Here is a 13,367-nt window from a genome sequence, read left to right on the forward strand (position 1 = left end):
ACGAACCGAAAGTTCGAGATACTCACAAAACACCCAACTATCGCATACCCAATTTGCTGAAGCGCGGCCAGCTGGCCACGATTCGGTACCCGAATTTCTTGACGACCATAGAGCATTGGAACCACCTGATCCCATCCCGAACTCAGCAGTGAAACGATGCATCGCCGATGGTAGTGTGGGGTTTCCCCATGTGAGAGTAGGTCATCGTCAAGATTAAATTCCGAAACCCCAATTGCGAAAGCAGTTGGGGTTTTGTTTTGCCTTCGAAAAAGTACTCACCTGCTTAACGCACAAAATGGCGCAGTTATTTTCGACTCATGCCTCTAGAATAGGACCAACTTTTTCGGAATCAGAGTCTTTATGTCAGATCCGGTTGACGCCACCAGGCTGTCAGAATTACCGCTGAACGATTTGGTCGCGTGTCATGAGTGCGATTTGCTGATGCGCAAACCCGAACTCGCTCACGATGAGAAAGCGCTGTGCCCGCGTTGTGGTTATGAACTCTACGCACATAGGCATAACGTCGTGCAGCGCAGCCTCGCCTTGGTCATCGCCGCTTTATTGTTGTATGTGCCGGCGAACTTTTTACCCATCATGGAGCTCAATCTACTCGGGCAATCGACGCAGGACACTGTCTGGAGCGGCGTTGTCGGCTTGTTTGATACGGGTATGCAAAGCGTTTCTGTGATTGTGTTCCTGTGCAGCATGGGCATTCCGTTGCTCAAACTGCTCTGTCAATTAATCGTGCTGTTGAGCATTCGCTTTGATATCGGACGCAGCTACGGCTTGCTGCTCTATCGCATTTATCACCATTTACGGGACTGGGGAATGCTCGAGGTTTACCTCATGGGCGTACTGGTCGCGATCGTAAAGCTGGCAGATATGGCGGCCATTACCGTAGGTCTTGGCCTGGTGTGCTTTATCAGTTTGTTGTTGATTCAGGTCTGGTTGGAGGTGGTGATGTCGCCTCATCAGGTCTGGCAGGCGTTATCAGGAGAGGATGCCCATGCGGGCGATTGATGCAGGCATTCTGATTTGTGCGGAATGCCATGAGTTGAACAAGCAGGAAGCTGACACCGACGAGCAAGTTTGCACCCGTTGTGGTGCGCTGGTTCATGCCCGTCGCCCGAACAGCCTGGTGCGCACCTGGGCGCTGCTGATTACCGCGGCGATTCTTTACATTCCGGCCAACCTGCTGCCGATTATGACCATCAATTCACTCGGTAAGGGCGCCCCGAGCACCATCATGTCCGGCGTGATTGATCTGGTTCATTACGGCATGTTTCCCATCGCGGCAGTGGTGTTCATTGCCAGTATTCTAGTGCCGACGTTCAAATTGGTGGGCATCGGCTTGCTGCTGTTTTCGATACAGCGCCGCCAGCCACTCTCGGCTCGCCAACGAATCTGGATGTACCGCTTTATCGAGTTCATCGGCCGCTGGTCGATGCTGGATATCTTTGTGATCGCCATCCTGGTGGCGGTCGTTAATTTCGGACGGCTTGCCAGTATCGAAGCCAATCTTGGCGCCATCGCCTTCGCCAGCGTGGTGATTTTGACGATGCTTGCCGCAGTATCTTTCGATCCCCGACTGATTTGGGATAACACGGAGTCGGACGACGACCATGACTGATTTGCCTACAGCAAAAACCCGACCGGCCTCGAACTGGTCGGCTATCTGGATTCTGCCCCTCATTGCGTTGATCATCGGTGGCTGGCTCGGGTGGCGTGCCTACAACGAGACCGGAATCGAAATTCAGGTGCGGTTCGAAAGCGGTGAAGGCATCCAGGCCAACAAGACTGAAGTGGTCTACAAAGGGATGTCGGTCGGCAAGGTCAAAGCCCTCAAGCTCGATGACGAAGGCGCTTCCAAGGGGGTGATCGCGACCGTCGAGATGAATAAGGATGTCGAGCAATACCTCAGGACCAGCACGCGCTTCTGGCTGGTCAAACCGAGCGTGACCCTGGCCGGGATCACCGGTCTGGAAACGCTGGTCTCTGGTAACTATGTAGCGATCAGCCCGGGTGAAGGCGAGCCTGTTCGCAAATTCAAGGCGCTGGCTGAAGAGCCTCCCTTGTCAGACGCGAAGCCGGGTTTGCACCTGACCATCAAGGCTGATCGACTTGGTTCGCTCAACCGTGGCAGCCCGGTGTTCTACAAGCAGATCAAGGTCGGCCAGATCAAAAGCTACGTGCTCTCGCAGGATCAGAGCACGGTCGAGCTCAAAGTTTTCATCGAACCCACCTACGCCAATCTGGTGCGCAAACACACGCGCTTCTGGAACGCCAGTGGCGTTAGCATCGACGCGAACCTGTCCGGTGTGAAGATTCGCAGTGAGTCGCTTGCCAGCATTGTCGCCGGTGGTATCGCGTTCGCCACGCCGGAGAACCGTAAGGACAGCCCGCCCACCGATCCTAGCCTGCCGTTCCGTCTTTATGAAGACTTTGACGCCGCTGCCGCCGGTATTCGGGTCAAGGTCAAACTCACCGACTTCGAAGGATTGCAGGCTGGCCGTACGCCGGTGATGTACAAAGGCATCCAGGTCGGCAACCTGAAAGCGCTGAAGATCGATCCGGACCTGTCCGGCGCCACCGCCGAATTGACCCTTGATCCGTTGGCTGAAGATTATCTGGTGACCGGCACTCAGTTCTGGGTGGTCAAGCCATCGATTTCCCTGGCGGGTATCACCGGTCTGGAAGCGCTGGTCAAAGGTAACTACATTGCCGTGCGCCCTGGCGACAAAGGCTCTGCGCCGCAACGTGAATACGTGGCGCGGCCCAAGGCGCCGCCGCTGGATTTGCGTTCGCCGGGCCTGCACCTGGTGTTGTTTACCGAGAGCCTGGGCTCACTGGAGGTCGGCAGTCCGATTCTCTACAAGCAGGTCAAGGTCGGTTCCGTTCAGAGTTATCAATTCTCCAAAACCAAGAAGCAATTGGTGATTGGCGTTCACATCGAGAAGGAATACGAAGGGCTGGTCAACGCCTCGACGCGATTCTGGAATGCCAGCGGCATCACACTCTCGGGCGGATTGACGGGCGGAATCCAGGTTAAAAGTGAGTCGCTGCAAAGCCTGATGGCCGGCGGCATTGCCTTCGAAACCCCGCAAGCCAAGGCGCCGCTGCAAAAGAAAATTCCGCGTTTTCGTTTGTTCGCCAACCATGAAGAAGCCAATCAGAAAGGCACACTGGTCACCATCAAGGTCGAGCGCGCCGACGGTTTGCGTGACGGTACGCCTGTGCGATTCAAAGGGCTGGATGTCGGCAAGATTGAAGACGTTGACCTCAGCGATGACCTGCAATCGGTGTTGCTCACCGCGCGGATCACCGAAGTGCCGGAACGCATCGCTCGGGTAGGCACCCAGTTCTGGGTGGTTAAACCTGAGTTAGGGCTGATCAAGACCTCCAATCTCGAAACCCTGGTCACTGGTCAATACATCGAAGTACAGCCCGCACCGAAGAACCTCGGCCCGCAGAAGAATTTCGTCGCATTGGCCAACCCGCCGGAAGCCGCCAAGTCAGAGACTGGCTTGAGTCTGGTCTTGAGCGCCGCTCGGCGTGGTTCGCTGAAAACCGGCGTGCCGGTAACGTACCGCGAAATCACCGTGGGCAAAGTGACGGGCTACGAACTTGGGCAGACCGCAGACCGCGTGTTGGTGCACATCCAGATTGAGCCGAAATACGCGCCGCTGGTGCGCAGTGGTACGCGATTCTGGAACAGCAGCGGATTTGGTTTCGACTTCGGTTTGTTCAAAGGCGCGACGGTGCGTACTGAATCCCTGGAAACGATGATCCAGGGCGGCATCGCCTTTGCCACGCCAGACGGCGACCGGATGGGCAGCGCGGTGCGGCCTGGTCAGACGTTCCCGCTGTTCGACAAGTTCGAAGACGAATGGCTGACCTGGGCACCGAAAATCCCCCTCGGCAAATAAGCTCAGGCAACAGGCATAAAAAAGGCCGCGATCCATTGGATCGCGGCCTTTTCCGTATCTAACGGATTAACTCAGACCGCATCCAGCTCCGGCTCATCCGCTTGCACAACGACGCTGGCCTTCACTTCATCATGACGACGGATGTACTTCCAGTCCGCCTCGTCGATGTAGATCCCGTTCGGCCCGCTGCCACCTTCCAGGTCAATCGCGACACTGGCGCACACTTGTGGCTTCACGCTTGCCAGGATTGGCACGAAGCCCAGTTGCAGGCTGGTTTCCAGCAAGGCTGCCTGGTTTTTCTCGTCGATGTCCGCCGCCTCGTCGAGGTAGTACGGCAGACGCACGCGACCGGCCTGGTCGCGGTCCATCAAGTGCAGCAACAAATACATGTTGGTCAGCGCCTTGATGGTCATCGTGGTGCCGTTGGAGGCGGCGCCGTCGATGTCGGTGTGAATTACCGGCTGGCCGTTGACCTTGGTGATCTCGAACGCGAGTTCGAACAAGTCCTTGAGACCGAGCTGGTTGTGGTTGGCCGCCACCAGCCGTGCCAGATATTCCTTGGCTTCTTCGTTCTTGTTGTCCTGCTCGGCGCTTTGGCTCAGGTCGAACACGGAGAGGGTTTCGCCTTCTTCGTATTGGCCGGCACTGTGGATGATCTGGTCGATGTGCTTGAGCGCTTCCTTGTTCGGCGCGAGCACAATGCGGAAGCTTTGCAGGTTGGACACCTGACGCTTGTTGATCTCGCGGTTGAACAGCGCCAGTTGATGTTCGAGGCTGTCGTAGTCGCTGCGAATGTTGCGCAGGGTCCGGGCGATGTCGGTGACCGCCGCCCGGCGTGCCTTGCCCAGCGTCAGGGCTTCGTCGGTGCGGTGCGCGTAGGCGTTGATCAGCAGTTGCAGGCGACGTTCCATATCGTCTTCGCTGTCGAACTTGGCCACGCCCTTGAGACGGACCTGTGCGTACAGCGCTTCGATCTGACCGTCGCTGCGCAGCAAACCCTGCCAGCTGTCCTGATAGTCATTGAGCAGCGGCAGCAGGTTGTCCATGGAGTCGTCGATCGGGTCCATGAACGGGGTGCCGAACGGCAAGTCTGCCGGCAGCAACTGACGGCGACGCAGGGCGTCGTCGAGGGTGCGTTGCTTGGCTTCCATGTCGCCGATCTGACGACCGACCAGTTGCAGCTTGGCCGACAGTTGCTGGACACGCTCGGTGAAGGCGTCGCTGGAGCGTTTCAATTCATCCTGCGCCGCTTCCATCTGCGCCAATTGCTCAAGTTTGTCGCCTTCTTCGGCGCTCAAGGTTTGCGCGCGACGGAAGTCTTCCAGGGCTTTCTGTGCATCCAGCACTTGCTGGTACAGCGCTTCCGTCTGGGTCTTGCTCGCGGCGCGGTCGGCGGCGACGGCTTGTTGGGTCTTCAGTTGCTTGAGTTCTTTGTCCAGACGCTCTTTTTGATCGCGCAACGCTGCACGGTCAGCCAGGGCTTGCAGCGCCGGCGGCTCGATGTTCGAGATGTCGATGGACAGGCCCGGCACTTCGAAGCGCTCGCCTTTGAAGCCGTCGAGGATCAGCTCCATGGATTTGACCCACTGACCGTCCTCGTCCAGCGTAATCCCATGCTCGCCCAGCGGCAGGCTGAACAGTGCGCTGTTGAACAGGCGCATCAGGCGCTCGACATCCTGTTGCGAGAACTCTTCGCGCAGTCGGGCGTAGCTGTTGTTGTCGGCGTGATCGAGTTGCTGCTTGACCGACTTCAGGCGTTTTTCCAGATCGCGCAGACGCTCTTCGAGGTCTTCGGCGCTGAACTGACGGGACTGCGCCAGCGCACCGGCCAGTTCATCGTGAGCGTCCTTGGCCGCCAGCAGTTGCTGTTCCAGCACCTTGACGTCATCGACCAGGGCGAAGCGATGCTTGAGCACCGACAACTCGCCGAGCCAGCGCTGGATCCCGGTGATTTCCCGCTCCAGACGCATCAGCTCTTGCGTGCCGCCACGCTGATCGTTTTGCAGCGCGTCTTGTTCATTGCGGTAATGCTCGGCCTGAATCGTCAGCTCTTCCTTGCGTGCACTGGCGTAGTCCGACCAAGTGCCGAGCAGGGAATCGAGCAGCGGCGAGATACGGTGCAGCTTGCCACGCAGAATATTGCGCTGGGCAACGCCCGCGGCCAGGGCTTCAACCAGCGGGCCGGCGGTGACCAGCGAGTTGTAATCCTGCTCCATGCGCCGTACATCGCGGAACGCCTCTTCACACGCGGCGATGTAATCGACGCTGCCGGAACGCAGGCTGTGCTCGAACGCATCGAGGAACAGCTGCTTGAGTTTCGCCGCCGTAATTTCGCGCATGTGCAGCAAGTTGATGAACAGCGCACGGAAGGTTTTCAGGCTCTGTTCACTGGTGGAGCGCAGCGGGATCAAGGTCAGGTCGAGTGGAGTCGACGTGTGACCGCCGACCAGCAAACGACGCAGCTCATCCGGCTTCAACTCGTAGGCTTTGAGGCCTTCGCGTTCAAGGTTGGTGAACAATTCTTTCTGGCGCAGGCAGGTGTCGTTCTTCTGGTAATGGGCCAGATCGAGTTTGCCAGCGTAGGCAAAGAATTGGTGACCGAAACCACCGCCCGGGCCGCGGCCGACCACGCCGATCACGTGCGGGCCGTGGGGCAGGGAGACTTCAACGAGAATGTAACTGGTGTCCGAGGCGAAGTAGAAACGCCGGGATTGCTCCAGGCTGTACTTGCCGAAACTCATGTCCGACATGCGCGCCAGAATCGGGAACTGCAAGGCGTTGATCGAGGCGGATTTACCGAGGTTGTTCGCGCCGTAAACCGACAGCGGTTCCTCCAGCGGAAACAGGCCGAGGCTGTATCCGGCGGTGTTCAAAAGGGCAAAGCGGCGAATGCCGTAGCGTTCCTTGCTCATGCGTCGAGCTCCTGTTCTTCGGCAATGGCGCGGGCCATGGCGTCTTCTTCGCTTTCACCCTCGAATTCGCTGAGGTCCAACGGGTCATCGGTTTCCAACAGTTTTTCGTCACTGTCGTCATCGATCAGCACCGGCACCGGCAGTGGCAACACGCTGTGCAGGCTGGCCGCCAGGTCACGGTCCTGCTGCACCGACAGGCAGACATCAAGGAAGCGGTGCATCGGCGGCAGGAAACGGTAGATGCCGTTTTCTTCACTGGCGAAACCGAGTTGAGTCATGCGGCGCATGATTTTTTCTTCGAGTTCTTCCTGAGTCTGCACCTCGGCCTGAATGAACAGGTCGCGGTACTTCTCCAGCAGCGACGGCAGTTCATCGCGACCGAGGCTACCGCCGTCGAGCACGGCGACCGGGTCACGGCCCTGATCGGCCAGATGCTCGACGAGGATGAAGGTGAACAGCGCCAGACGTTGCGCGGTCTTGTTCACCGCCGCGGCGGCCAGGTCCGGCACGAAGTAGTAGAAACCACGGGTGTCGCATACCAGTTCAAAGCCCAATGCCTTGAACAGCGTGCGGTACTGGTCCTGGAAATTCGACAGTTGCGCGTACAGCTCCGGGTCGCGGCGGCTGACGTGGTAGCCCTTGAACAGCTCGCGAAAGATCGGCGCCAGCTGAGACAGTTCGGATAGATCAAGATGCATAGGGAGTGCTCGCAGAATCCTCGGCGGTGTCGCTGGCCGAGAGCAGGGCGAAGGAGCGCAGGCTGACCTGGTGCTCATGAGTGTGGTATTCGCGGCGTTCCAGACGCTCGCGTTTGAAGCGTTTTTCCCGCGACAGGCGCGAGAACCAATAAAGCAATTCGTCGGTCGCGCCGTCCGGTTCCTGCTCCAGCAGCCAAGTCATCAAGTCGGGCATCGGCAGGGCGTCTTCGCAGCGTTCGAGCATTTCGCGAACGGTACGTGGTGCGCGCGGTGCTTCGCCTTTCTGGGTCTTGTGGGCCTTGGGGAAACGCGCCGGTTTTGGTTCGAACCGGGCCAGCGCATACACGTAGGCTTCAACCTGACTGGCGCTGCCAAGGAAGGTGCTTTGCGGACGGGTGAACATCGGCATCGCCGCTTGCGGTACGGCGTCGATGCCCTTGCGACGGATCATCGACAGCGCCAGCGCAGCGCCACGGGTCACGGCGTTGTGGCGGCGGGCTTCTTCACGCAGCGGCAGCAGCAACTCGCGGGCGTGGCGCAGGGTCAATTGGGCGCTGGTCTGCATTTCGAGGATGCGTGCGTGGGTACGCAGCAGCATGTCGTCATCGACCAGGTGGCCAAGGCGCTGCTGCTCGCTGAGCATCTTGAGCAGGACGGTTTCGACCTTGCGCACACCTTGTTCGAAGGCGCCGTCGGCGTTCACCAGGTCGATCATCGGCTCGACGTATTCGTCCCAGGTCGCCAGGACTTCGGCGTAGCGCTGACGCAACGGAATCTGCCGGTCGCTGGTCTTGGCCCTTTCGGCCACGGCCACCAGCGCCTGTTCGTCGTTGTCGAGCTTCTTCAATACGTCGCGTACGCGCATATCGAGCAAGCGCAACTGGCGCGCCAGATCGTTGCCGTCACGAATGTCGAAAGCGTCCTGAATGTAACCGGCCAGGCGTTCGAGGTGACGCAAGTAGGCTTCGATTTCCAGGCACAGGCCAAGACGGTGCTCACGGCGCAGGTAAGCGAGGAAGTCGTGGATCTGCGCATTGAGCTCGAAGCGGTTCGGGCTTTTCGCCACCGGAACCAGAATATCGAGGCGGATCCACACGTCCAGCAGGCTGGTGATGTCCTGCGGCGTACTGTCGAGTTGCTGGGCGGCCAACTGTGAACGCAATTCGTTGAGGCTCAGAGTGCCTTGGTCGAAGTGCTCGCACAGTGGCTCCAGAAGTGCCCAGTGTTCAGCGAGGGCGCGCAAGACGCGCTTGGGTTCGATCATCGGAATGGCCGGCTGGTTGGCGATTAAAAGCCGCGATTGTACTGCATCGCGGGCGTGTCGATTCACTCTCGGGACAGACTGTCGGGTTTCTATCGATCAAGCGCGGGCGATCTTGAGCGAACGGCGGTAGAATCAGCGCACTTTTAGTTATCCACAAGTGGCCGACCTTTGCTTATCGAGTCTCGTCGTCGCGCTTATTTGACCGCCATGCAGGTGGTCAACTGGCTACCGCGCACCGAATTGCCCTTTGCCGCGCCCTCGCGCCCCGAACTGCTCGAGATGCCTGAGCCGTTGGTCGTCGCCCCGGTAGTGCTGGCTCCAGTGCCTGAAACGCCTGTGGAGCCGCTGGTCAAACCGGCCGAACGGGTGAAAATCGAGGTGCCGCGTCCATCGTTGGCCAGTACGCGCACCAACGCCAAGGTCGAAGAAGAGGCTGCTCCGGTCGTCGCCAAGGCGGTACAAGTGCCGCCACCGCGCTTCGCCCTGCAATTGCTGCGCGCCGGTCGTTGCCTGCTGCTGGTGGAGTTACCCACAGGCGAAACGTTCCAGACCCGCGATCCCGCTTATCTGCTACTCAAGGACATGCTGCGCGCTGCCGGTTTGCCGGACAGCCCGCAGATCGTCGGCGAGCCGGTACGCTGGCCGCTGCTGGCTCGCGGCACCATGGATCAGGGCCCGGAAGCGGCTCGCGACTTCGTGCAAGGCTTTCTTTCGGCGCGCATCGAAGACGCGCCATGCGTCTGCGTGTGGCTGATCGGCCTGCCTGCGGTGCGTTTTGCCGGTGAGGCGAACGCCGAATCGTTCAACCGTGAACTCCAGGTCGAAGGCCTGGGCTCGGTCTGGGCCCTGCCGGGTCTGGAATTATTAATGGAAGAGCCACAGCGTAAGGCTGATGTCTGGCAAGCCATGCGTCGGCTGATGGCGCGCTGGAAAGAATCAAATGAGTGACGCTGTATCGTTCCGCCCGATGACCGAGGCGGACCTGGACGCTGTACTGAAAATCGAATACGCGGCGTATAGCCATCCCTGGACACGCGGGATATTCCTCGATGGCCTGGGCAAGTACCAGATCTGGCTGATGTTCGAAGGGCAGCAGCAGGTGGGTCATGGCGTGGTGCAGATCATTCTTGATGAGGCGCACCTGCTCAACATCACCGTCAAGCCGGAAAACCAGGGCCGCGGCCTGGGTTTGACGCTGCTTGAACACTTGATGTCGATTGCCTACAAGGCCGAGGCGCGGGAGTGCTTCCTGGAAGTTCGCGACAGCAATCGGTCGGCGTTTCGCCTGTATGAACGGTACGGGTTCAACGAGATCGGCCGGCGCCGGGATTACTACCCGGCGGTGGGGGGGCGCGAAGATGCGGTGGTCATGGCCTGTACGCTGGTCGACTGAGTCACAGCTATTGCGGCGAGGGAGCAAGCCCCCTCACCGCAGATCAGCGTTTACCGTCCATCGGATCGCGCTGCGCCATCTGCTCCTCGTCCAACCCGTTCCCACCGCCGATGTCATCTTCATCGACAATACTCAAATCCCAATCTGCCTGATCACCGTCGCCCGCCTCATGCGCGTCCCGCGCACCATCCTCATGGATCAGTGTTTCGGGGCTCATGTCGTCATCGGTAGGCTCGTGGTCATCGATCGAGGCACCGGTTATGCCGGCTGTACGCACACGCTCGGCGGACATCAGCCGTTCGCGTTCGGTTTGAGGCAGTTCGTCACCGATTTTGGCGCTGGTCTCTTCGTCGTCAAAATCCAGTTCGTGCATCGAACCCATGCGGTCTTCGTTGTCGTCGATCGGCTCGGGCTGCACCGCATCGAACGGACGTCGTGAATCATTCATGGCAATTGCTCATACTGTGGGCTTACTAGGGTGGACCCACCGGGCTGCCGAGAATTCCGTCGGCATGGAACGCCAGTTTTAAATGTCAGCGGCTATCCGCATTGCGCGCGTGACCCCGACGGGCGGTTGTCTGTCAAAGCTGCGCACCATTCTCGAGGCTTCTTTGTATGAACGACTTACAAGATCTGATTGATAACAACGAGCGTTGGGCTGACGCGATCAAGAAAGAAGATCCTGACTTCTTCGCCAAGCTGGCCCGCCAACAGACACCGGAATTCCTCTGGATCGGCTGTTCCGATGCACGGGTGCCGGCCAACGAGATCGTAGGCATGTTGCCGGGTGATCTGTTCGTCCACCGCAATGTGGCCAACGTGGTACTGCACACCGATCTCAACTGCCTGTCAGTGATTCAGTACGCGGTCGACGTCCTCAAGGTCAAACACATCCTGGTCACCGGTCACTACGGCTGCGGTGGCGTGCGCGCCTCGATGCAGGATCGTCAGCTGGGCCTGATCGATGGCTGGCTGCGCTCGATTCGCGATCTTTACTATGAAAAGCGCGAAGAGCTCGCCAAGTTGGCGACTGAGGAGGAGCGGGTCGACCGTCTCTGCGAACTCAACGTGATTCAGCAAGTGGCCAACGTCGGGCATACCAGCATTGTGCAGAACGCCTGGCATCGCGGGCAGAGTCTGTCGATCCACGGTTGCATCTACGGCATCAAGGACGGTCGCTGGAAAAGCCTGAACGCGACCATCAGCGGGTTTGAACAATTGCCGCCGCAATACCGCCTGCGCCCGGTCGAAACGTTGTAAGACTGATCGAGCCTCGGGTCAACTGAGGCTCCGTCGGTGCAAATGCTGATAGAACAACTCACCGTCGGCATTCGGTGGCTCGTCGTAGCCGGTGATCCATTCGCGGCACTCGGCCGACCCGCAGCGGCAGGCAAATTGTCGCAACAGTTTGTCTTCGGTGCTGGCGTAATCCATCGTCAGGATATCGCCGGGGGCAATGTCCTTCAGCGCCCAGATCCACAGTTCACTCATGTCGAGAAAGATGTTCGGCTCGCACGAGTGGCGCAAGAGTCCGCAGAAGCGTGGGTCGTAGAGGTGAATGCCGGACGACAGCTGCCGGGTATGGCGCTGGCGATAAGGCAGCAGATGCCCGGAGACACGGCAAACCCGGCTGATTCGCGGGAATGCGCGCAAGGCCGCAACGGCCGTCGCTGACTCATTGACGTGGATAATCCTGAAGTCTTTGAAGGAGGGAAACCCGAAACGAACGGGTAACTCTTCAAAGGGATAAATCCCGTCCGGTGGTTGTGCACGCGTTCCGTTCAGGGAATGAGGTTTCATAACGATCCTTGTCGGTTGGGTGTTGCGACGTCCAACGCCAACGATCCTGCCGGCCCCTGCAACACTTGGGTGTGTCTCAAGACTCTCGCAATTGAAACGTTCGGTCTACTGTCAGAACTGACAGGGGAAAAGTGCGCTTTCCCGCATCAGCCATGACGCACGCGGGAAAGCGTTTTTGCATTAAAGGTGGGGCGTCGGTATCGCCATTGCAGGCGCCGGGGCCTGCAGTAGTTTGAGCTGGGATTTGATCGGCGTTGTCGCGCACTGGGCCACGGCTTGTTCGGGTGTCAGATTGCGAATCGAGGTGTAGAACAACTCGCAGGTTTTTTCCGTCTCGGTCACTTGCCAGGTTTGTGTGCAGCTTTTCAGTTGAACATCAGGGTCGCTGCCCGGTTTGCTGCCCATGCCGGCCTGCCAGCACGCAGCACTCAAGTCCTGGCCCATGACCTTCAGGCCCGCAGCATCGGCCTTGGCCTGGGCATCGTCGCCGGTATAGCTGTCCGGGTTGGCGGCGTACCAGATGTAGCTCGGGTGGTTGGACCCCAGCACCGGCACCTTCACGCCGGCTTTCGGGCTGATCGTGGCCAGCCCCAGCACGTTGACGGTCGGACCATATTGCTGCTTGAGCCAGTTACGCACCGGAGCGCCAAAGGCGACCATTGGCAGCGCCTTGCCTTTGGCGTTCAGGCTGACTTCATTGACCATGGTGGTCTGGTAGTCCTTGAAGTAATCGTAAACACCCTCCAGGTCCTTGCCGGCACTGGCCGGCGCGGCGATTGGCGCGATGTCGATGATGGTCTGATAGCCCGGCGTCTGGTCGGCGGGGATGCCGTTGGCGGTCAGCAGCGTGGCCCAGCGATCAGTGGTCGCCGAACGCAGGTAATCCTGGGCTTGTGTCAGGGAGTAATCCGGCGGGAAGTGCAGCAGTTCGACACTTTTACGGTTTTCCAGGGCCATGCCCAGCGGCAGGAACAAGTACCAGTTGTAGGCCCATTTGCCATCCGCATTGAGCTTGCTGGCGCCGGTGTACGCCAGATCGCCTGCGTCGAGCAGCGCTGCCAGTGGTTTTTCGTAGCCTTTTGGTACGCCGCTGATGTCGGCGTAGAGCTGATGGTTATCGGTTTTGACCCGCACTTTGGCCGCGCCATAACCATCGCGTTGCACGCTTTGGGTCAGGTAGTGCTCGACGGTCTGCTCGAGCGTCCAGTTGCGAAAGCAGATCACATTGCAGTTGTTGGGGTAGGCGAACAGCCGGGTGACGCGTTCGGTGCTGCCCAGCTTCAGATCGACATCGGCATGGACGGCGGCACTCAGGGTGAGGGCCGCCAGGGTGAGTCCTGTGAGTTTTAACATGCTCAGATCCTTTTCAGCGTG

At 59.1% G+C, this 13,367-nt stretch carries 12 protein-coding genes and 1 rRNA gene; 7 read left to right on the top strand and 6 right to left on the bottom strand.

Going from position 1 to position 13,367, the window contains the following annotated elements; all coding sequences use genetic code 11:
• The first annotated feature begins 97 nt into the window (after positions 1-97).
• The 4 genes from rrf to BMS17_RS16595 all read left to right on the top strand — a co-directional run bounded on the left by rrf (position 98) and on the right by BMS17_RS16595 (position 3,926).
• Positions 98-213, top strand: a 5S ribosomal RNA gene (rrf, locus tag BMS17_RS16580).
• Positions 214-360: 147 nt separating this feature from the next.
• Entirely contained in the window at positions 361-1,020 is a 660-nt protein-coding gene (locus tag BMS17_RS16585; RefSeq protein WP_046030087.1) for a paraquat-inducible protein A, read from the top strand.
• Positions 1,007-1,630: a paraquat-inducible protein A gene (locus BMS17_RS16590; RefSeq protein ID WP_046030089.1), complete on the top strand. Its 624-nt coding sequence runs from the start codon at positions 1,007-1,009 to the stop codon at positions 1,628-1,630. The genes BMS17_RS16585 and BMS17_RS16590 overlap by 14 nt, the downstream gene beginning before the upstream one ends.
• Positions 1,623-3,926: an intermembrane transport protein PqiB gene (locus tag BMS17_RS16595; RefSeq protein WP_077431259.1), complete on the top strand. Its 2,304-nt coding sequence runs from the start codon at positions 1,623-1,625 to the stop codon at positions 3,924-3,926. Before BMS17_RS16590 ends, BMS17_RS16595 begins: the two co-directional genes overlap by 8 nt.
• 71 nt (positions 3,927-3,997) lie before the next feature.
• Here BMS17_RS16595 and mksF read toward each other — a convergent pair whose 3' ends face one another.
• Genes mksF through mksB form a run of 3 tightly spaced genes read right to left on the bottom strand, consistent with a single transcriptional unit; the run spans position 3,998 to position 8,800 of the window.
• Positions 3,998-6,838 (bottom strand): Mks condensin complex protein MksF, encoded by a 2,841-nt coding sequence (gene mksF, locus BMS17_RS16600; protein WP_077431260.1) that lies wholly within the window; start codon positions 6,836-6,838, stop codon positions 3,998-4,000.
• Positions 6,835-7,536: an Mks condensin complex protein MksE gene (gene mksE / locus BMS17_RS16605; RefSeq protein ID WP_046030094.1), complete on the bottom strand. Its 702-nt coding sequence runs from the start codon at positions 7,534-7,536 to the stop codon at positions 6,835-6,837. The genes mksF and mksE overlap by 4 nt, the downstream gene beginning before the upstream one ends.
• The gene (gene mksB / locus BMS17_RS16610) at positions 7,526-8,800 is read right to left on the bottom strand and encodes an Mks condensin complex protein MksB (protein ID WP_046030232.1); all 1,275 of its coding nucleotides are present in this window, start codon (positions 8,798-8,800) and stop codon (positions 7,526-7,528) included. Before mksB ends, mksE begins: the two co-directional genes overlap by 11 nt.
• A 207-nt stretch (positions 8,801-9,007) precedes the next feature.
• Here mksB and BMS17_RS16615 point away from each other — a divergent pair, with 207 nt between their 5' ends.
• Together BMS17_RS16615 and rimI are read left to right on the top strand one after the other, a co-directional pair.
• Positions 9,008-9,748 carry a hypothetical protein gene (locus BMS17_RS16615; RefSeq protein ID WP_046030104.1) on the top strand — a complete coding sequence of 247 codons (741 nt, stop codon included), beginning with the start codon at positions 9,008-9,010 and terminating at the stop codon, positions 9,746-9,748.
• Positions 9,741-10,193 carry a ribosomal protein S18-alanine N-acetyltransferase gene (gene rimI / locus BMS17_RS16620; RefSeq protein ID WP_046030107.1) on the top strand — a complete coding sequence of 151 codons (453 nt, stop codon included), beginning with the start codon at positions 9,741-9,743 and terminating at the stop codon, positions 10,191-10,193. Before BMS17_RS16615 ends, rimI begins: the two co-directional genes overlap by 8 nt.
• A gap of 43 nt (positions 10,194-10,236) precedes the next feature.
• Here rimI and BMS17_RS16625 read toward each other — a convergent pair whose 3' ends face one another.
• Complete coding sequence (locus tag BMS17_RS16625; RefSeq protein ID WP_046030108.1) at positions 10,237-10,641, bottom strand: hypothetical protein; 405 nt, start codon at positions 10,639-10,641, stop codon at positions 10,237-10,239.
• A 167-nt stretch (positions 10,642-10,808) separates the two neighbouring features.
• Here BMS17_RS16625 and can point away from each other — a divergent pair, with 167 nt between their 5' ends.
• Complete coding sequence (gene can, locus BMS17_RS16630; RefSeq protein WP_046030109.1) at positions 10,809-11,453, top strand: carbonate dehydratase; 645 nt, start codon at positions 10,809-10,811, stop codon at positions 11,451-11,453.
• An 18-nt stretch (positions 11,454-11,471) separates the two neighbouring features.
• Here can and BMS17_RS16635 read toward each other — a convergent pair whose 3' ends face one another.
• Positions 11,472-11,993: an SET domain-containing protein-lysine N-methyltransferase gene (locus BMS17_RS16635; RefSeq protein WP_046030110.1), complete on the bottom strand. Its 522-nt coding sequence runs from the start codon at positions 11,991-11,993 to the stop codon at positions 11,472-11,474.
• 180 nt (positions 11,994-12,173) lie between these two features.
• Positions 12,174-13,346, bottom strand: a complete 1,173-nt coding sequence (locus BMS17_RS16640; RefSeq protein ID WP_046030111.1) for a hypothetical protein — start codon at positions 13,344-13,346, stop codon at positions 12,174-12,176.
• Positions 13,347-13,367: the final 21 nt, after the last annotated feature.

The organism is Pseudomonas sp. C9 (assembly GCF_002000165.1).
Classification (GTDB): domain Bacteria; phylum Pseudomonadota; class Gammaproteobacteria; order Pseudomonadales; family Pseudomonadaceae; genus Aquipseudomonas.

Excerpts from the sequence above, each read along its gene's own strand:
- BMS17_RS16595 (WP_077431259.1), top strand. The coding sequence starts at position 1,623 with ATGACTGATTTGCCTACAGCAAAAACCCGACCGGCCTCGAACTGGTCG.
- BMS17_RS16635 (WP_046030110.1), bottom strand. The coding sequence starts at position 11,993 with ATGAAACCTCATTCCCTGAACGGAACGCGTGCACAACCACCGGACGGG.
- BMS17_RS16625 (WP_046030108.1), bottom strand. The coding sequence starts at position 10,641 with ATGAATGATTCACGACGTCCGTTCGATGCGGTGCAGCCCGAGCCGATC.
- BMS17_RS16585 (WP_046030087.1), top strand. The coding sequence starts at position 361 with ATGTCAGATCCGGTTGACGCCACCAGGCTGTCAGAATTACCGCTGAAC.
- mksF (WP_077431260.1), bottom strand. The coding sequence starts at position 6,838 with ATGAGCAAGGAACGCTACGGCATTCGCCGCTTTGCCCTTTTGAACACC.
- BMS17_RS16590 (WP_046030089.1), top strand. The coding sequence starts at position 1,007 with ATGCGGGCGATTGATGCAGGCATTCTGATTTGTGCGGAATGCCATGAG.
- BMS17_RS16615 (WP_046030104.1), top strand. The coding sequence starts at position 9,008 with ATGCAGGTGGTCAACTGGCTACCGCGCACCGAATTGCCCTTTGCCGCG.
- mksE (WP_046030094.1), bottom strand. The coding sequence starts at position 7,536 with ATGCATCTTGATCTATCCGAACTGTCTCAGCTGGCGCCGATCTTTCGC.
- mksB (WP_046030232.1), bottom strand. The coding sequence starts at position 8,800 with ATGATCGAACCCAAGCGCGTCTTGCGCGCCCTCGCTGAACACTGGGCA.
- rimI (WP_046030107.1), top strand. The coding sequence starts at position 9,741 with ATGAGTGACGCTGTATCGTTCCGCCCGATGACCGAGGCGGACCTGGAC.
- BMS17_RS16640 (WP_046030111.1), bottom strand. The coding sequence starts at position 13,346 with ATGTTAAAACTCACAGGACTCACCCTGGCGGCCCTCACCCTGAGTGCC.
- can (WP_046030109.1), top strand. The coding sequence starts at position 10,809 with ATGAACGACTTACAAGATCTGATTGATAACAACGAGCGTTGGGCTGAC.